Source organism: Streptomyces vastus (assembly GCF_039532825.1).
Classification (GTDB): domain Bacteria; phylum Actinomycetota; class Actinomycetes; order Streptomycetales; family Streptomycetaceae; genus Streptomyces; species Streptomyces vastus.
In genome coordinates, this window is sequence record NZ_BAAASJ010000022.1 from 310843 (window position 1) to 328686 (window position 17844).

Genomic DNA, 17844 nt, shown 5'->3' on the forward strand with positions numbered 1-17844 from the left:
ACCTGGTCTCTTCCCAGAGATGCCTCCGCATACTAATTTGTTAAGCGCCATGACGAAATAGTCGGAGCGAGCTAGGAGCCGCGGCATGAACTACCAGCCCACCCCCGAGGACAGGTTCACCTTCGGCCTGTGGACCGTCGGCTGGCAGGGAAGGGACCCGTTCGGCGATGCCACCCGGCGTGCCCTTGACCCGGTCGAGACGGTGCAGCGCCTGTCGGAACTGGGTGCTCACGGAGTGACCTTCCACGACGACGACCTGATCCCCTTCGGGTCCTCGGACACCGAGCGCGAGTCGCACATCAAGCGCTTCCGTCAGGCGCTCGACACGACCGGTATGACCGTGCCGATGGCCACCACGAACCTGTTCACGCACCCCGTCTTCAAGGACGGCGCGTTCACCGCCAACGACCGTGACGTGCGCCGCTACGCACTGCGCAAGACGATCCGCAACATCGACCTCGCGGTCGAGCTGGGCGCCAAGACCTACGTCGCCTGGGGCGGCCGGGAGGGCGCCGAGTCCGGTGGCGCGAAGGACGTACGCCTCGCACTCGACCGCATGAAGGAGGCCTTCGATCTCCTCGGCGAGTACGTGATCTCCCAGGGATACGATCTGCGCTTCGCGATCGAGCCCAAGCCGAACGAGCCCCGCGGCGACATCCTGCTGCCGACGGTCGGCCACGCCCTGGCGTTCATCGAGCGCCTGGAGCGGCCGGAGATGTACGGCGTCAACCCCGAAGTGGGTCACGAGCAGATGGCCGGGCTGAACTTCCCGCACGGCATCGCCCAGGCCCTGTGGGCGGACAAGCTCTTCCACATCGACCTCAACGGCCAGTCCGGCATCAAGTACGACCAGGACCTCCGCTTCGGAGCAGGCGATCTGCGGGCGGCGTTCTGGCTGGTGGACCTCCTGGAGAGCGCCGGTTACGCGGGACCGAGGCACTTCGACTTCAAGCCCCCGCGCACCGAGGACCTCGACGGCGTGTGGGCATCGGCCGCGGGCTGCATGCGCAACTACCTCATCCTGAAGGAGCGTTCGGCCGCCTTCCGTGCCGACCCGGAGGTCCAGGAGGCTCTGCGCGCCTCACGCCTGGACGAACTGGCACAGCCCACCGCCGCGGACGGCATTCAGGCGCTGCTCGCCGACCGCGCGGCCTTCGAGGAGTTCGACGTGGAGGCCGCTGCCTCGCGCGGGATGGCGTTCGAGCGCCTGGACCAGCTGGCCATGGACCATTTGCTGGGCGCGCGGGGCTGATCCGCCTCCGCTGATGTGACCCCTGCGCGGAATTCTGCGGAATCGTGCCATCCATGCCATGAGTCCGTATCAAGTTCCGCGCAGGGCTCGCATGGTGACCGGTTCGAGGCGACTCTTGTCGGTATGGCCATGCCGCCCTTACCGCCCCAGCCGCCGGACGACACGCCGCCTCCAGGCAACGGCGGCTTCGGCCCGCTGCCCGAAGGCTTCGGTCCGCCTCCCGAGGGTTACGGCACGCCTTCCGGGGGCTACGGCACGCCTCCTGGGGGTTACGGGCCGCCGCCCGGCGGCGGTGGCCCGCCATGGCAGGGCGGAGGGGACTGGCAGCAACCGCCGCCCCCTGGCCCGCCCGGCCGTCCGGGAAGGCGCCGCAACACGCTCTTCATCGTTCTCGCCGTGATCGTGGCGATCGGGGCCGTCGCCGCGGTGGTGCTGGTGGCCACCAGCGACGACGGCTCGCCGGGCAAGCAGTCACCTGCGGAGAGCAGCGACACCACAGGGAGTACGCCCACGCCATCGCTGAGCATCCCGTCGGAACTGCCCAGCGAACTGCCCTCCCTGCCCTCCGGAGTGCCCGATCTGCCGACCGACCTGCCCAGCGGCCTGCCCACCGACCTGGAGTCACTGCTCCCGACGCCCGCGGGCAACGAAGTGCCGTACTACATGCTGAAGGCCGGTGACTGCTTCAACGTCGACAACAGCAAACCCGGCCAGGCCGCGAAGCGGTCGTGCCGTACCGCGCATGACGCCGAAGTCGTCAAGGTGACCGAGCTGACAGGCAATTACTCGACCGATGCCGCCCTCAAGAAGGCGGCAACGGACCTGTGCGAGAAGCCCCTGCAGGCCAAGGCGGTCAAGCAGCCGGCCGGGACTGTGCGCGGCACCCTGGTGCAGTATCCGGACTCCACCGGCTTCAAGCTCGGCATCGACAACGTCGCGTGCAGCCTGGCCGCGGACCCTGGCGGGAACCGCAAACTCACCAAGCCGCTGACGTGAGCCACGCGCGCTAGAGCATGAACGTCGGCTACGCGCGCGTAACCGGATGAAAACGCGAGCCGGGCGTTCAGATTCCGCTTCCGCGCGGCAGCCGCAGGTACGTCACTGTCGTCTCGACTCCACTGTCCACCAGGCGTCCCTGGTCGTCGAACGCGCCCTCGCCGTCCGTCATCCCGAAGTCGTTGTCGTTGATCAGGGCGAGCGTGTCGTGATCCACGCGCGCGACGCCCTCGATCTTCCCTGGCACCCCCTCGACCTTGCCGAGGTCGACGACGAGGCGCTTGCGCAGCACCGGAACACCGGAGGCGGCGGGATCGTCGAGCTGCTCCAGGGACGGGGATGTGGTGTCGTCGTCCCACTTGTCAGCGAGGATGTCCGCGCCCCGGCTCAGCTTCACGACCTGCAACCTGGCGGCCTTGTCGGTGCGCTCCTCGACGAGCAGCCGGTCACGGCCGACGGCGACCAAGGAGGAGATCTTCAGCTCGGATGTGTCGTCCTCGCCCGGGTCGACCACGTTCACCGGGTAGAAGCGGTACGCGTACTCGGCGGTGACGGCCCGCTTCTTCGGTGAGAAGCGCAGCAGGCGCGTCGTGAGTGATGCCTCACCCGAGTCCTTGTCCGGTACGGACAGCGGGCTCTGCACGGCCATCACCAGGTCCCCGCCCGGGAGTTGGGCGAGCCCTTCGAAGCCCCGGTTGGCCTTCCGGTGCAGCAGGATCGAGGGCAGTGCCTCGACGACCGGGTAGTCCGTGCCGGTCAGATTCAGCCCCTTCGGCACGTAGCGGGTGAGGACCTTCCCGCGCGCGGAGACATTGATCAGCGAGGGCCCGTACTCGTCCACGAGCCAGAAGCTGCCGTCCTTCGCGCGCACGATGCCCTCGGTGTCCACACCGTTCGGGTTGTACGAGAGCGGCGTCTTCGCGTCGTACGAGTACGGCGCCTCGTCGCGCCCCTTCTGGTTGGACAGACCTGTGACAGGCTTCCCGGAGGAAGTGGTGATCGGGATCGCGTCCAGCACCTTCACGGTGTCCCCGGACACGCAGATCTTCACGATGGCCGGGTCGAAGCCGGGCACGGGGAACGTACGGCGCTTCTTGCCGGCCACCGTGATCTGGCCGTTGGGGCCCCGATCGGTGACCGTCCAGAACTCGCCGTTGCTGCCCGTCGGGTAGATATCGCTGCCGATGCCACCGAGGTCCACACCGCAGTCGTTCTCCACGCTGCCCGGCAGCGACGCGTTGCTGAACGCGCCGAGCGGGATGTCGCCGAGCGTCGCCGTGCGCGTGACCCGCGCGTCCCCAGAGGGGGTGCCGACAGCCGTGCCGGCCGCCACGAGGGTGGCCAGCAGGGCCAGTGGCACGCCCAAGGCGACGGAGCGGTGTACGTGGCGCCGACCGACGGCGTGCGGGGACATCGGGCCTGCTGAGGCACAGGTGCGTGGACAGCGGCCAGATTCCGCCCCCGCATCGAACGCCGTACGGCCGACAGGTGAACGCCGAGCGTCAACCACTCATCCACTGGGCGGTGTTGGGATCATTCGCGGCCTTCCGCCAGAGCGAGGGCCGTCGCCGGATCCTGTGCGGCCGGGCCCACGGGAGCCCATCGTCCCCGTTCCTTGCGATAAGGCCACCAGCGGCCGTCGCGCCCCAGTCGCAGTTGCGCCTGCCCATCGACGACGGTCCAGCGATTGCGGGACGCCCGCAGTCGAGGCCGCTCGTCCTCCTCCCAGGCCGACTCAAGGGCGGCACGCGCGCGTGCGAGCGTTTCCGCCTCCACCGTCCACTCCGCCTCGAGCACGTCGAGCGCCGCCACGCCCCCGTACTCCCAGGCACGGATGCCGAGCTCCAGCCCCTCACGGTCGCGGCCCGACCCTTCGCCGAGCCGAGCGGTGACCGGGAACTCCGGGGATTCGGCGGCGCCCAGGGCCAGCCGCACCGCATCCTGCGCGGCCGTCAACTCCGCCTCCACGGGATGCGCTTCGTGATCGGACCGGAGCGCCTCTGCGAGCAGCCGGTGGGCCTCGCGAGCCGTCTGCGTCGCCAAGAACGCCAGCGCGGTCGGATCGACGTCGGCTGCGGGCCCTGCCTCCGTGTCCAGCGAGGGCGGCTGTCCCGGCTCTCCGGGCAGCACAGGCGCGGCAGGCAGCGGGGGCAGGATGTCCGCCGCCGCATACGCCTCAGCGGCGTCCACGCCCTCGTACGGCTCATCCCGCACGGGGGCCACTTCGGCCCGTGGGACGCTGCGCACCTGCAACTCGTCCAGCAGCTCACGCTCTGCCCGGCCGCGCATCAACAGCAGCACGAACGGGTCCTGGTCCAGCAGCCGTGCCATCTGGTAGCACAGCGCTGCCGTGTGGCCACAGTGGTCCCAGGCACCGCAGTCGCACTCGGGCTCCAGATCGCCCAGCCCCGGCAGGAGTTCGACGCCTGCGGTCTCCGCGTCCTCGACCAGATGCGGCGGCATCTCACGGTCGAGCAGCGCCGCGATATGCCCGGCCCGCTCGACGGCCATGTCCAGGAAACGGTCCCACTGGTCCTCGGACAGTTGCTGAAGCAGGACATCGGCGCGATGCGGAGTACGGTCGCGGCCCTGGACCACCGCGGTGATGCGTCCGGGACGCACCGACACGGCTCCCACGGCTCCCGCGCGCGCGAGCCTGCGGCCCGTCTTCACCTGCTCCGAGTCCAGTGCCGCGTCCTCCAGTGCCTTCAGCCAGGCCTGCCCCCACCACGTCTGTGCGAAGCCCCGTCCGCGCGCGGGCGGCAGCGCGTCGAAGGTGCGTTCCGGGCTGTCTTCGTACGGATCGCTCATCGGGCGCCTCCTCGCAGCTCCACCAGGTCGGCCAGCTCGGTGTCGGTCAGTTCGGTGAGCGCCGCCTCCCCGGCGCCGAGCACCGAGTCCGCCAGCTCCTGCTTGCGCGCCAGCATGTCCGCGATGCGGTCCTCGATCGTCCCCTCGGCGATCAGCCGGTGCACCTGCACGGGCTGGGTCTGACCGATGCGGTACGCGCGGTCGGTCGCCTGTGCCTCGACGGCCGGGTTCCACCAGCGGTCGTAGTGCACGACATGCTCGGCCCGCGTCAGGTTCAGGCCCGTGCCCGCGGCCTTCAACGACAACAAGAAGACCGGCACTTCGCCCTCCTGGAAGCGATGCACCATGGCTTCCCGCTCGGCGACGGGCGTGCCACCGTGCAGGAACTGAGAGGGCACCCCACGCGCTGCCAAGTGGCGTTCGATGAGCCGCGCCATCCGCACGTACTGGGTGAACACCAGAACGGCCGCTCCCTCGGAGAGGATGGTGTCGAGCAGTTCGTCCAGCAGTTCCAGCTTTCCGGAGCGACCCGCGATCTTCGGACTGTCCTCCTTGAGGAACTGCGCCGGGTGATTGCAGACCTGCTTCAACCCGGTCAGCAGCTTCACGATCAGGCCGCGCCGAGCCATGCTGTCGGCACTCGAAATCTCCGCCAGAGTCTCGCGGACCACCGCCTCGTACAGGCCTGCCTGCTCCTTGGTGAGCGACACGGCACGGTCGGTCTCGGTCTTCGGCGGCAGCTCGGGTGCGATGCCCGGGTCCGACTTGCGGCGGCGCAGCAGGAACGGCCGTACGAGCTGGGCGAGCCGGTCCGCCGCGCCGGGATCCTGCCCGCCCTCGACGGCCTGCGCGTACCGGGTGCGGAACGTGCCGAGCCTGCCGAGCAGCCCCGGAGTCGTCCAGTCGAGAATCGCCCACAGCTCGGAGAGGTTGTTCTCCACCGGAGTCCCGGTGAGCGCCACGCGCGCGCGTGCGTCGATCGTCCGCAGCCGGCGTGCCGTGTCCGAGTACGGGTTCTTCACGTGCTGCGCCTCGTCCGCGACGACCATGCCCCACGACGCCCCGGCCAGCTGCTCGGCGTCGAGCCGCATCGTGCCGTACGTCGTGAGGACGAACTCTCCGTCGGCCAGGTCCTCCAGGCTCCGTCGCGGCCCGTGAAAACGGCGCACAGGGGTGCCCGGAGCGAACTTCTCGATCTCGCGCTGCCAGTTGCCCATCAGGGACGTCGGACAGACGACGAGAGTGGAACCCGCTGCCGACTCGTCGCTCTGCCGGTGCAGATGCAGGGCGATCAGTGTGATCGTCTTGCCCAGGCCCATGTCGTCGGCCAGGCAGCCGCCCAGCCCCAACGAGGTCATCCGGGCAAGCCAGTTGAGGCCCCGCAGCTGGTAGTCCCGCAGGGTTGCGGCGAGCGCTGCGGGCTGGCCTACCGGCTCCTGCCCCTCCGGGTCCGCGAGCCGCTCCCGCAGCGTCGCCAGCCACCCCGTGGGCCGGACGTCGACCGGGCGGCCGTCGACCTCCGTGGAGCCCGTGAGAGCGGCGCTCAGCGCGTCGATGGGTGTGACCTTGTGGTCCTGCTGCGCACGGGCGCGGTGCACCTCCTGCGGGTCGACGAGCACCCACTGGTCGCGCAGCCGCACCATGGGCCGGTTCGCCTCGGCGAGCCGGTCCAGCTCCTGCCGCGTCAGCTGCTGATCATCCAGCGCGAACGACTAGTTGAAGGCCAGCAGCGCGTCGGCCGACAGGAACGACGGCACGTCCGACGACAGCCGCCCCGGGCCTTGCTCGTCATCCGGCGGTCCGATGACCGCGCGGGCCGTCAGCTTGCGGGCCAGCTCCTTGGGCCAGTGCACCTCGACCCCGGCAGCCGCGAGCGTCCGCGCACCTTCGCCGAGCAGTTCGGTGACCTCCTCGTCGGCGAGTTCGATCGCGTCGGGCACGGCCGCCGACAACAGGGGCGTGAGCGGAGCCCAGGCCCGTGCGGCCCGGCGCAGGGCGAGCAGGGAGTCCAGACGCGCGCGCGGACCGAAGGCCGGACCCGACGCGCCCGTTTGGACCCACACTTCGGCGGCGTCCGCGATCAGAGCCGGGTCGCTCACACTGTGCAGCTGGAGCACCGCACGGAAGGGCAGCCGTGGCTCCTCCGCCACGGCCGACTCCAGGCCCGGAACCTCGATGCGCAGCGAGATCCGTACGCCCGCGTCGTGTCCCGCGGCGACATCGGCGGCCCAGGCGCGCTGCTCGGGGATGTGCTGCGGTGCGGGCGCCGCGAAGGCCGCGCCACCCGTTGCGAGCGGCGCGGCAGCGGACCGGGGGAGGGCGTCGGCGACCGCGTCCAGGAAGACACGCACCAGCCGTTCCGGGTCGGGCAGACGCAGCGGTTCGGTCTCGTCGACCGGCACCGCATGCGCGTGCGGCGGCATCGCGGCGGCAAGTTCGCGGATCCGTTCCACGTCCTCCGCCCGCAGCGGACCGACACGCCAAGCGTCATGGTCTGCGGTGCTCAGGCCGGGCAAGAGCAGGCCACGCGCTGCCAGTTGAAGCGCGAGCACGGCCGCCGCGCCCCAGAACGCGGCTGCCCTGTGCGCGTATGCGGCGGCACGCGCGCGCGTGAGGACCGGCAGCGCGGTTCGTACCGGCAGCAGCAGGGCCGGCACGGTGACCAGCTCGACGCCCGCCTCGCCGGGCAGGACGACGGTCAGCTCCTCGTCGGAGCCTGATCCAACGACAGGAGGACTGTCGCCGTCGGGGTGCCAGAAGGCGACACTGCCGGTGCGGGCCGGTTCGGCGGGCACGAACACGGCGCAGCAGTGGGCCAGTTCGGAGATCTCGGAGGGAGTCGCCGCGGGATTCCTCTGCACAGGAATAACTTATTCCTCAAATTTGACTACTGGAAGGCAAGATTGCCGAGGATACAGCACCGAGGGCGCTTGGTGAGAGGGCAAGGGTGTGTCGTGGGTCACTTTCCCGGGGGGTGTCGTCAGGTCCACCTGAAGGCGGGTGGGTTCCCCAGGGCGAACACGGGTGGTGCCGCCATGGTCGCCCAAGGTCACTGATCCGTACGTTTCTTCAGGCCAGCCCGTTCCCGGAGAGACCGGAGACCACCATGCCCCAGACCGCCGCAGCCGTCGCGGAACACCCTCCCGGAGCTACCATCGGAAGCGAGTTCACGCCGCTCCTGCGCACCGTCAAGGGCCAGGGTCTCCTCGGCCGGAGGCACGGCTGGTACGCGCTGCGCATCACCGTCAACGCACTGGCCCTGGCCGCTGCCGCAGTCGGCATCGTCCTGATCGGCCACTCCTGGTGGGTGCTTCTCCTGGCCCCAATACTCGCCCTCCTGTCCGCCCGGACGGCCTTCATAGGTCACGACGCGGGCCACTCCCAGATCACCGCCAACCGGTCCATGAGCCGCCTGATCGGACTCGTCCACGGCAACCTCCTGCTGGGCATGAGCTACTCGTGGTGGAACGAGAAGCACAACCGCCACCATGCCAACCCCAACCACATCGACAAGGACCCCGACGTCGCCGCCGACGTCCTGGTCTTCACCAGCGAACAGGCGAGCAGCCGGGCCGGCTTCCGTCGCTGCCTCACCCGCAACCAGGCCTGGCTCTTCTTCCCGCTCACCCTCCTCGAAGGCGTCGCTCTCAAGATCCACGGCTTCAGGGACCTGCGTCGGCAGACTCCGCGCGAGCGCACGGTGGAGGGCTTGCTGCTGATGGTCCATGTCGCCGCCTACGCGACGCTGCTGCTCATCTCCATGCCGATCGGTCAGGCCCTCGCCTTCGCCGCACTCCACCAGGCACTCTTCGGCCTCCATCTGGGCCTGGCCTTCGCGCCGAACCACAAGGGCATGGAAATGCCCGACCCCGAAGGCGAGCGCTGGGGCCATCTTCGCCGCCAGGTGCTCACCTCCCGTAACATTCGTGGCGGCGCTCTGACCGACTGGTTCCTCGGCGGCCTCAACTACCAGATCGAGCATCACCTGTTCCCGAGCATGCCGCGCCCCCACCTGAGGCTGGCCCGGCCCCTGGTGCGCGCCCACTGCCGAGAGTTGGGTATCCCCTACGTGGAAACGGGCATCGTGGACTCCTACCGTGAGGCCCTGCGCCACATGTACGAGGTCGGGGAGCCCCTCAGGGGCGAGTAGGGGTCGCGACTCAGGGTCGTATCAGGGTCGCGTCCTGGAACCGCGAAGGGCATGGACCCGTTCTCAGGACAGAGAGCGGCAGTGGCCGCGAAGGAGGCGACACAAGATGTCGAAGAACGCGAAGATCGCCGCGGGAGGCGTGGCGGCCGGGCTCATCCTGTTGATCTGGCTGCCCTGGTGGGCCGCCTTTCTGATCATGGTGGGGGTGCCGGCGGCAGCGTATCTGACGCTGGACCCCTCACAGCGGCGCAGGCTGCGCCGCGTCACGCGCAAGGAACTCGGCCGCTGAGACTTCACCGGCCGGGTCAGTTCCCTTCCAGTGCACAGGAGTTGACCACACCGCCGCTCGCGGACCTGCCGACGGCACGGTTCGCGAGCGGCGCTCCAATCCGGCTCTGAGCGCGCACGAGTCAGAGCGGGCGTACGGCCATTTTGTCCAGTGCGGCCAGCAGGCCGGGCAGCTCCGGGCCGCGACCCACGGGCAGGATCTCTCCCGGCTTCTCGTCGAGCAGTACGAACGCGATGTCGTCGGTCCTGGCCACCATCGACCAGCCCGGACCGTCGGCTCGCAGAGTCCGGGCGCCACCGGGTGCGAAAGACGAGCGCACGCGACCGAGGGGCGGTGGCGTGTCCACGTACGCGCGGACCTCCGCGAGGACCCGCCGGACACCGCTGCGCGGCTCGCTCCCGCCGTCGCCGCCCACCTCGGTGTCGTCGTCGCTCTGCGCTGCCGCCTCGTCGGCAGGCTCGCCGCCCGGACGCACGAACTCCTCGTCGTCGATCTGCTCCCGCCAGGCCGCCCACTGGAGCGCTATCTCATCGGCCCCGAGGCGCCGTTGGGCCGGACCCCAGACCGAGGTGTCCGGCGGGGACAGCGGTTCCTGTTCGGCGATTTCGGGCGAGGGGTCGTGCGGGGCGGGCACATGGGGTGCCGCGACGGCCACGGCCAGCGGCCACCCGGGCAGCGCCGCGACCATCGAGCGCTCGTCGGGCGAGAGGTCGTACTCCATACCGCAGTCCCACGACGCGATGGCGACGGCGACCAGCGACACGTCGTCCACGACGACCGTCCACCGCGCTCCGTCCCCGTCCTGCCCGAGCACCAGGCCGTATCCGTCGGCGAGAGGTGCCAGTCCGAGCGCCGCGCAGGCCTCCGGGTAGTCGTCCCCCAGCACGCTGGGGAACTGCGCGGGCGTCAAGAGCACCGCCGTCAGCACATACAGCGCGTCGTCGTCCACGGCGGCGACGGTGGTCTCATCCGTCCCGGCCATCCCAGCCTCCCCAATTGCTACGTCCGTCGGCGCACCTTAGTGCGAGTGCTCGGCGGTTGTCACGGCTCCCGGGTGCGCGCGGAGCTGCAGGTGTCCGGCTGGACGGGGCGGAACGGCCGCTCGTCACGGTTTGGATCGGCCGTCCGCCACGCCCTGGGCACCTCCGGTACAACCAGTACAGGCAGCCGGCGTCAGACGGCAGGCAGGCCGAGGAGCGTCCGCGCCACCGCCGTGGGCGACTCGTCGCGTTCCCGCGCGAGGGCGATGACCGCCCTGCACGCCAGCTCGTTCACTCCGAACGACAACGCCTCCGGCGACACCCAGGCCGCGGCCTCGTCGATCCGGTCCTGGTCATCGTCGGCGCACGCCGACACATAGGCCGCTGCCGCCTCGAACAGGTTGTGAGTGCGCTTCTCCGGACGCCGGTCCTCCTGAGACCGCGCCGCTTCCGGGCGCGAAAGGAATTTGCGGAGTCTGGCTGACATGCCGGTCATGCGGGCCACCTTCCCCCTGTGTGAGTGCCATCGCTGATCGCTCACCTGCTGGTACTCAACGTAGAGTTGAAGTCCCGGCACCAGAAGAGGGACGGTGCGGTGAACCGGCACGGCACCGCAACCCGGGGTTACCTGCCCAGCCTCTCCGGAGCGTCCTCAGGAGCCTCGTACAGCGAGTGCGAGGAACCGGGCGTCCTCGTCGACGTACGACGTCATACGCCAGCCGGAGCCGGACAGGAGCGGGCCGAGGCTGGCCTCCGCACGCAAGTCGGACGCTGTGATCTGCCGTCCCTGGCGGGCCGCGAGGGCCGCCCGGCCGATGGGATGGAAGAGAGCCAGCTTCCCGCCGGGCCGTACGACGCGCGCCAACTCCCGCAGATTCTCCGCAGGGTTCGGCAGGTGCGCGACGAGGCCCGCCGCGAAGACGGCGTCGATCGAGGCCGTGCGCAGGGGAAGCGCGGCCACATCGGCCAGCAGCAGCCTTCCCGCACCGTCCCGTCCCGCACGCGCCGCGGCGTCCAGCATCGCGGGAGTCAGGTCCGCACCCAGAACCACTCCGGAGGGCCCCACGGCCTCCCTCAGCGGCGGCAGGGCCCGTCCAGTGCCGCAGCCCGCGTCCAGTACGTGGTCGCCCTCCCGCAGGCCCAGTTCGGCGACCGCCGCGGCGTACGCCGGACCGTCGTCGGGAAACCGGGCGTCCCACTCGGCCGCGCGGGCCGAGAAGAACTCCTGCACGTGTGCGTGGTCGTCGCTCATGCTTCGCATGATCTCGCACCGCCGTTGAACCGCGAGGCGGTGTACACGTTCGAGCGTGACGCGATCGTTCAGGTACACCTTCGCGTCATATTCCAACAGCTTTCGAAACGCGCCCCCTTTGTGCGCTCTGGGCCGGGCTAGCGTCCCGGAGCCATGGGACACCTGGACCACGCCACCTTCGGCTGGCTGACCCCCGCGCTGTCGTACGTGATGGCCTGCATAGGCGCTGCCCTGGGGCTGCGCTGCACGGTCCGTGCGCTGGGCGCCTCGGGGCGGTCGCGCCGCAACTGGCTGCTCACCGCGGCCTCCGCGATCGGTACGGGCATCTGGACCATGCACTTCGTGGCGATGCTCGGCTTCAGTGTCAGCGGCACCGAGATCCGCTACGACGTACCGCTGACCATCCTCAGCCTGATCGTCGCCATGGTCGTCGTCGGCGCGGGTGTCTTCGCCGTCGGCTACGGCCGTGACCGAGGCAGGGCACTGGTCCTCGGCGGCCTCACCACCGGCATCGGCGTGGCGAGCATGCACTACCTGGGCATGGTCGCCCTGCGGCTGCACGGTGACGTGAACTACGACCCGGTACTGGTCGGGATCTCTGTCGTGATCGCCGTGGTCGCGGCGACCGCGGCACTCTGGGCGGCACTGAACATCAAGTCACCCGTCGCGGTCGCCGTCGCCTCCCTCGTCATGGGCGTGGCGGTGAGCAGCATGCACTACACCGGGATGATCGCGGTCAGTGTGCGTGTCTCTCCTTCGGGCGAGGCCCTGCCCGGGGCCACGGCGATGCAGTTCATCTTCCCCCTCGCCGTCGGCCTCGGGTCCTATCTCTTCCTGACATCGGCGTTCGTCGCGCTCTCCCCGACCGCCGGAGAACGCGAGGCCTCCGCATCGGCCCAGCGACCCGTCGAGAGCGCTGCCCACTAGCGCAGAGGACCGCGACCTGCAGGCGCGCCCCCGAACCACTCCGAGCGAGGAGGCCATGCGTACACCCCGTAGGACCCCAGCAGGCGGCTCCCAGCCGCCGCCCCCGACTCCCGCACGGGGCCGCCGCGCGCACGCCGGGCCACCGGCCGACGAAGGCTCCGCCCCGGAAGAGCAGGCCGGCGCCGCGCCGGGTGAGATACCCACGCGCGTGAGACGCTGGAGTCCGCGCCCCCGCACCGTACGGGCGAAGATCGTCTGCCTGCTGATGGTGCCCGTCATCTCCTTGCTCGCGCTGTGGGCGTACGCCACCGTCACCACGGCCCAGGACGTCGCACGGCTGCGGCAGTTGCAGCGGGTGGACTCCCAGGTGCGTGCCCCGGTGGCCGCCGCCGTCGCCGCGCTCCAGGCCGAGCGCACCGCCGCCGTACGCCGTGCCACCGACCCCGCCGCCGAGAAGGAGAGCGCCCTCAAGCAGCTTGCGGCACGCACCGACCGGGCCGTGGCGACGCTGCGGCTCGGGGAGCACAACACCGTCGCCGACAGCCAAGAGCTGCCCTCCGGAGTGGCACAGCGCCTCGAAACCTTCGTAACCCGGGCCGAGCAACTGCGTTCCCTGCGGACCGCGGTGCTCGAACGGCGGACGGGATGGAAGGAGACGTACGCGCAGTACACGCAGACCATTTCGACGGCCTTCTCGGTCGGCGGCGCGCTCACCGGCATCCAGGACGCCGATCTCGGCTCCGACGCGCGCGTGGTGCTCGAGTTCGCCCGCGCGGGGGAGGCCCTGGCGCAGGAGGACGCCGTGCTCGCCGGCGCCCGGCTGACCGGGGTCCTCGACGGGGAGCGGCTGCGACTGTTCAACGGTGCCGTCGAGACGCGCCGGTTGCTCACCGAATCCGCCGTTCCGGACCTGCGCGGGCCCGAGCAGGTCGCGTGGGGTGCCCTCGCCGAGGGCAGCGCGTACGCCGAACTGCGCGCTGCCGAGGACAAGGTGCTCGCGAGCCGACACGGCCGCAGGGCCGTCCAGGCCGCGCCCGAGGAGAACTGGAAAGCAGCGCACGCGCGCGTGCAGGACGACATGCGGACGATCGAGGCAGGCGGGGGCCACGGCGTCGCGGACCGCGCCGACCCGTTCCGGCGTGGCCTGCTCTCACCGGCTGGTGCCGCGGTCCTCCTCGGCCTCATCGCTGTGGCGGCGTCCCTCGTCATCTCCGTACGCATCGGACGCGGCCTCGTCGTCGAGTTGGTGAGCCTGCGCAACAGCGCACTGGAGATCGCCCGCCGCAAACTCCCGCATGCCATGCGCAGACTGCGGGCGGGAGAGGAGATCGACGTCCGTGCCGAGGCTCCTCCCGGCCTGCCCGCGGAGGACGAGGCAGGCCAGGTCGCGGAGGCCCTGGGCACCGTGCACCGCGCCGCCTTGCGCGCCGCGGTCGAACGCGCGGAGCTCGCGAGCGGCATCTCCGGAGTCTTCGTCAATCTCGCCCGCCGCAGCCAGGTCCTCGTGCACCGCCAGCTGAACCTGCTGGACAGCATGGAGCGCCGGTCCGAGGACCCGGACGAACTGAGCGACCTGTTCCGGCTCGACCACCTGACCACGCGTATGCGCCGGCATGCGGAGAGCCTGATCATCCTCTCCGGAGCCGCTCCCGGCCGGGCCTGGCGGATGCCGGTGTCGCTCTCGAACGTGGTCCGTGCCGCGGTATCCGAAGTGGAGGACTACGCGCGCGTGGAGGTGCGGCACCTCCCGGAGACGTCGGTCGTCGGAGCCGCGGTCGCCGACCTCACGCACCTCCTTGCCGAAATCGTCGAGAACGCCGCCCAGTTCTCGCCGCCCCACACCAAGGTGCGCATCACCGGCGAGCCGGTCGGCAACGGCTACGCGCTGGAGATCGAGGACCGGGGCCTCGGCATGGGCAAGGAGGCCCTCGTCGAAGCGAACCGCCGCATCGAGCAGTCCGAGGCTCTCGACCTGTTCGACAGCGACCGGCTCGGGCTCTTCGTTGTGAGCAGGCTCGCCGCCCGGCACGGCATCAAGGTGCACCTGCGGACCTCGCCCTACGGCGGCACCACCGCGGTGGTCCTGATGCCCACCGCACTGCTTCAGACAACCGCGGCGGAACGTTCCGGTGCCCACCGGGCGGAGAGCGGACCGCCTGCGGCACGCGAGTACGCGCGCGTGCCCACCGCCGCCCCGCAACACGACTCCGTAGAGTCCCTGGGCGAACGGCCCGCTCTGGTGGCCCCCATGCAGGCGGCCATGCAGGCGTCCGGAGACCGGCCGGGGACCGACGGGAACGGCCCGCACGACGCCCCACCGCCCGGCGTCACGACCCTGCGGCTGCACCGCCCGGCCGACGACGCCCAGGAATCGGACGGGCTTCCACGGCGCGTACGACAGGCGAGCCTCGCCCCGCAGCTGCGCGAGGAGCGCCCCGCCGAGCCCACGGCAGCGGCGGACCCTCAGGGCGACGAGGAGCGCACCCCTGAGCTGGTACGGGACCGTATGGCGGCCTACCGCGCAGGCTGGGCCCGCGGCGGCGGTCGCTCGCCCGGCCGCGGCGCAAATCCCGACCCCGCACCGGGCGGCGATGGCAGTGAAGGAGACCTCGCATGATCCACGACCAGGGTATGGGGACTACTCAGCGGACCGGTGAACTCGACTGGCTGCTGGACGACTTGGTGACGCGTGTCGGTGAGGTACGGCATGCCGTGGTGCTGTCCAACGACGGGCTCGCGATGGGCGCGTCCGGCGGCCTCACGCGGGAGGACGCCGAGCACCTCGCCGCGGTCGCCTCGGGCTTCAACAGCCTGGCCAAGGGTGCGGGCCGGCATTTCGGCGTCGGCGGCGTGCGCCAGACCATGGTGGAGATGGACGACGGCTTCCTGTTTGTGGCCGCCGCAGGCGACGGTTCCTGTCTCACCGTCCTCAGCGCCGTGACGGCCGACATCGGGCTGGTCGCCTACGAGATGGCGCTCCTGGTCAAGCGGGTGGGCGAGCACCTGTCCACGGCGCCGCGGGTCGCCGCGGGACCGGCCGCGTCCGGGTGAGCGAAGGGCGACTGACATGAGCGAGGACAGAGCCGGCCTCTCTGAGCAGCCGGGCAGCCAGTGGTACGACGACGAGGCCGGGCCGCTCGTCCGCCCGTACGCGATGACAGGCGGGCGCACCAAACCCGGAGTCACAGGGGTGCGCTTCGACCTGATCGCGCTCGTCACGCTGGACACGGGCGCCCCGGACGTCGGCGACGACACCTCGCTCGGCCCGGAACACCTGGCTCTCATCGACCTCTGCCGGGCGGAGACCCAGTCCGTCGCCGAACTGGCCGCGGGCGCCGACCTGCCCGTCGGCGTGGTCCGGGTGCTCCTCGGAGACCTGCTGGAGCTGGGCAGCGTCACCGTCAGCCGCCCGGTGCCACCCGCTCAACTGCCCGACGAGCGCATCCTGCGCGAGGTCATCGAAGGACTGAGAGCGCTGTGATGACGGACCCCAACCCACACCGGCCGTGGCCGGCACTCCCGAGAGAAGTGATCGATGGTCTCCGAGCAGTCCGACGCCCCGAACGGCGAGACAGCCCCACTGGCCTTGAAGATCCTGGTCGCCGGCGGATTCGGCGTGGGCAAGACCACGCTCGTAGGAGCCGTCAGCGAGATCAGGCCGCTGCGCACCGAGGAACTGCTCAGTGAGGTGGGCCAGTCGGTCGACGACACCGACGGTGTGGACAAGAAGGTCACGACTACCGTCGCCATGGACTTCGGCCGCATCACCATCAGGTCCGGTCTGTCGCTCTATCTGTTCGGCACACCGGGACAGGACCGGTTCTGGTTCCTGTGGGACGAACTGTCGCAGGGCGCCCTCGGTGCCGTCGTCCTCGCGGACACCCGGCGGCTCGGGGACTGCTTCCCCGCGGTCGACTACTTCGAGCACCGGCGCATCCCGTTCGTCGTGGCCGTCAACTGCTTCGCGGATGCGCGTACTTACGGCGCCCACGAGGTGTCACGCGCCCTCGACCTCGACCGGGGCACACCCGTGGTGCTCTGCGACGCCCGTGACCGCGACTCGGGGAAGGAGGTGCTGATACGTCTCGTCGAGTACGCCGGGCGGATGCACACCGCCCGGCTGCTCGACTCCGTCGGCTGACGCTGCGGCTCGCTCAGTCCGAGACAGCGGCCTGCGCGAGGACCTTCTCGATGCTCACCCGCACGAGGAGTTCGCCCGGCACGCCGTTGCGGGCGGCGAACTCCTCGGCCCGGTCCTCACCCATGTAGCGCGCCCCTATCCGCCCGGCCCATACCCGGACCTCGTGTAGATCCTCCGAGATCCGGGCGCGCCCCCGCAGGACCACGAAGGCGTACGGGGGCCGGTCGTCGTCCACGCACAGGGCGACCCGGCCGTCCCTGGCAAGGTTCCGCCCCTTGACGCTGTCCTTCCCGGTGTTGAAGACAAGGTCGTCCCCGTCGAGCACGAACCAGATCGGTGCCACATGCGGACTTCCGTCCGCTCGAACAGTCGACAGCTTGCCGGTGCGGGTGCCGTCCGAGACGAACGCCCGCCATTCCTCATCGGTCATGTTCTTTGCCATGCACCCATCCTGCTTGCCCGTACGGCGGCTGTGGGGAAGGCTGGCTCGTCAGATCCTCAGGCCAGAGGTGACTCACAACACGGGGAGACGGAATCATGGAGCCGAACCAGGGACTCGGCTGGCTGCTGGACGACCTGACCGAGCGCGTCGAACACGTACGACATGCGCTGGTGCTGTCCAACGACGGGCTGGTCACGGCGGCCAGTACGGGACTCAGGCGCGAGGACGCCGAACACCTCGCCGCCGTCTCCTCGGGGCTGCACAGTCTGGCCAAGGGCTCGGGTCGGCACTTCGGCGCAGGCCAAGTCCGGCAGACGATGATCGAGTTCGATGACGCGGTTCTGTTCGTCACGGCGGCGGGCACGGGCAGCTGCCTGTGCGTGCTCAGCGCGGCGGAAGCGGACATCGGCCAGGTCGCCTACGAGATGACGCTTCTCGTCAACCGCGTCGGTGAACACCTCGACATCGATGCGCGACAGCCGGAACACGCACCCGTGATAGACCTCTGACGCGTAAATAGATGCAGGTCAGGGTGGGCGTGGGCAGGGCTGGGCTGGGTGCCCGGTGGCCGTGGGGTCGCCGGGTGTCCGGAGCTGCCGGTCAG

16 protein-coding genes and 1 pseudogene are annotated in these 17844 nt (G+C 70.4%); 10 read left to right on the forward strand and 7 right to left on the reverse strand.

Annotated elements, in window-relative coordinates; translation table 11 throughout:
- Positions 1-85 precede the first annotated feature (85 nt).
- Positions 86-1252 carry a xylose isomerase gene (gene xylA / locus ABD357_RS11145; protein WP_344389402.1) on the forward strand — a complete coding sequence of 389 codons (1167 nt, stop codon included), beginning with the start codon at positions 86-88 and terminating at the stop codon, positions 1250-1252.
- Between the two features lie 123 nt (positions 1253-1375).
- Positions 1376-2248, forward strand: coding sequence for a hypothetical protein (locus tag ABD357_RS11150; protein WP_344389403.1), 873 nt, complete (start codon positions 1376-1378; stop codon positions 2246-2248).
- Between the two features lie 67 nt (positions 2249-2315).
- Here the strand turns inward: ABD357_RS11150 and ABD357_RS11155 are convergent, their stop codons facing one another.
- The 3 genes and pseudogenes from ABD357_RS11155 to ABD357_RS11165 all read right to left on the reverse strand — a co-directional run bounded on the left by ABD357_RS11155 (position 2316) and on the right by ABD357_RS11165 (position 7920).
- Positions 2316-3662, reverse strand: coding sequence for an esterase-like activity of phytase family protein (locus ABD357_RS11155; RefSeq protein WP_344389405.1), 1347 nt, complete (start codon positions 3660-3662; stop codon positions 2316-2318).
- 119 nt (positions 3663-3781) lie between these two features.
- Entirely contained in the window at positions 3782-5059 is a 1278-nt protein-coding gene (locus ABD357_RS11160) for an SWIM zinc finger family protein (RefSeq protein WP_344389406.1), read from the reverse strand.
- Positions 5056-7920 (reverse strand): annotated as a pseudogene (locus ABD357_RS11165) (DEAD/DEAH box helicase). Before ABD357_RS11165 ends, ABD357_RS11160 begins: the two are co-directional and overlap by 4 nt.
- Positions 7921-8165: 245 nt before the next feature.
- Here ABD357_RS11165 and ABD357_RS11170 point away from each other — a divergent pair.
- Together ABD357_RS11170 and ABD357_RS11175 are read left to right on the forward strand one after the other, a co-directional pair.
- Entirely contained in the window at positions 8166-9209 is a 1044-nt protein-coding gene (locus ABD357_RS11170) for an acyl-CoA desaturase (RefSeq protein WP_344389408.1), read from the forward strand.
- A gap of 106 nt (positions 9210-9315) precedes the next feature.
- The gene (locus ABD357_RS11175) at positions 9316-9498 is read left to right on the forward strand and encodes a hypothetical protein (RefSeq protein WP_344389410.1); all 183 of its coding nucleotides are present in this window, start codon (positions 9316-9318) and stop codon (positions 9496-9498) included.
- A gap of 121 nt (positions 9499-9619) precedes the next feature.
- Here the strand turns inward: ABD357_RS11175 and ABD357_RS11180 are convergent, their stop codons facing one another.
- The 3 genes from ABD357_RS11180 to ABD357_RS11190 all read right to left on the reverse strand — a co-directional run bounded on the left by ABD357_RS11180 (position 9620) and on the right by ABD357_RS11190 (position 11730).
- Positions 9620-10480, reverse strand: coding sequence for a hypothetical protein (locus ABD357_RS11180; protein WP_344389411.1), 861 nt, complete (start codon positions 10478-10480; stop codon positions 9620-9622).
- A gap of 191 nt (positions 10481-10671) precedes the next feature.
- The gene (locus tag ABD357_RS11185; protein ID WP_344389449.1) at positions 10672-10965 is read right to left on the reverse strand and encodes a hypothetical protein; all 294 of its coding nucleotides are present in this window, start codon (positions 10963-10965) and stop codon (positions 10672-10674) included.
- A gap of 165 nt (positions 10966-11130) precedes the next feature.
- On the reverse strand, positions 11131-11730 hold the full coding sequence (locus ABD357_RS11190; protein ID WP_344389413.1) for a class I SAM-dependent methyltransferase: 600 nt from the start codon (positions 11728-11730) through the stop codon (positions 11131-11133).
- A 153-nt stretch (positions 11731-11883) separates the two neighbouring features.
- Between ABD357_RS11190 and ABD357_RS11195 the strand changes: the two genes are divergently transcribed.
- Genes ABD357_RS11195 through ABD357_RS11215 form a run of 5 tightly spaced genes read left to right on the forward strand, consistent with a single transcriptional unit; the run spans position 11884 to position 16798 of the window.
- Positions 11884-12657: an MHYT domain-containing protein gene (locus ABD357_RS11195; RefSeq protein WP_344389414.1), complete on the forward strand. Its 774-nt coding sequence runs from the start codon at positions 11884-11886 to the stop codon at positions 12655-12657.
- A gap of 55 nt (positions 12658-12712) precedes the next feature.
- Positions 12713-15274 carry a sensor histidine kinase gene (locus tag ABD357_RS11200; RefSeq protein ID WP_344389415.1) on the forward strand — a complete coding sequence of 854 codons (2562 nt, stop codon included), beginning with the start codon at positions 12713-12715 and terminating at the stop codon, positions 15272-15274.
- Positions 15271-15708 (forward strand): roadblock/LC7 domain-containing protein, encoded by a 438-nt coding sequence (locus ABD357_RS11205; protein ID WP_344389417.1) that lies wholly within the window; start codon positions 15271-15273, stop codon positions 15706-15708. The genes ABD357_RS11200 and ABD357_RS11205 overlap by 4 nt, the downstream gene beginning before the upstream one ends.
- Positions 15709-15724: 16 nt before the next feature.
- Positions 15725-16138, forward strand: coding sequence for a DUF742 domain-containing protein (locus tag ABD357_RS11210; protein WP_344389419.1), 414 nt, complete (start codon positions 15725-15727; stop codon positions 16136-16138).
- Positions 16139-16192: 54 nt separating this feature from the next.
- Entirely contained in the window at positions 16193-16798 is a 606-nt protein-coding gene (locus ABD357_RS11215) for a GTP-binding protein (RefSeq protein ID WP_344389421.1), read from the forward strand.
- A 13-nt stretch (positions 16799-16811) separates the two neighbouring features.
- On the opposite strand, the gene ABD357_RS11220 is transcribed toward ABD357_RS11215, so the two are convergent.
- Positions 16812-17240, reverse strand: coding sequence for a PPOX class F420-dependent oxidoreductase (locus tag ABD357_RS11220; RefSeq protein WP_344389423.1), 429 nt, complete (start codon positions 17238-17240; stop codon positions 16812-16814).
- 95 nt (positions 17241-17335) lie between these two features.
- Here ABD357_RS11220 and ABD357_RS11225 point away from each other — a divergent pair, with 95 nt between their 5' ends.
- Positions 17336-17749, forward strand: coding sequence for a roadblock/LC7 domain-containing protein (locus ABD357_RS11225; protein ID WP_344389424.1), 414 nt, complete (start codon positions 17336-17338; stop codon positions 17747-17749).
- Positions 17750-17844: the final 95 nt, after the last annotated feature.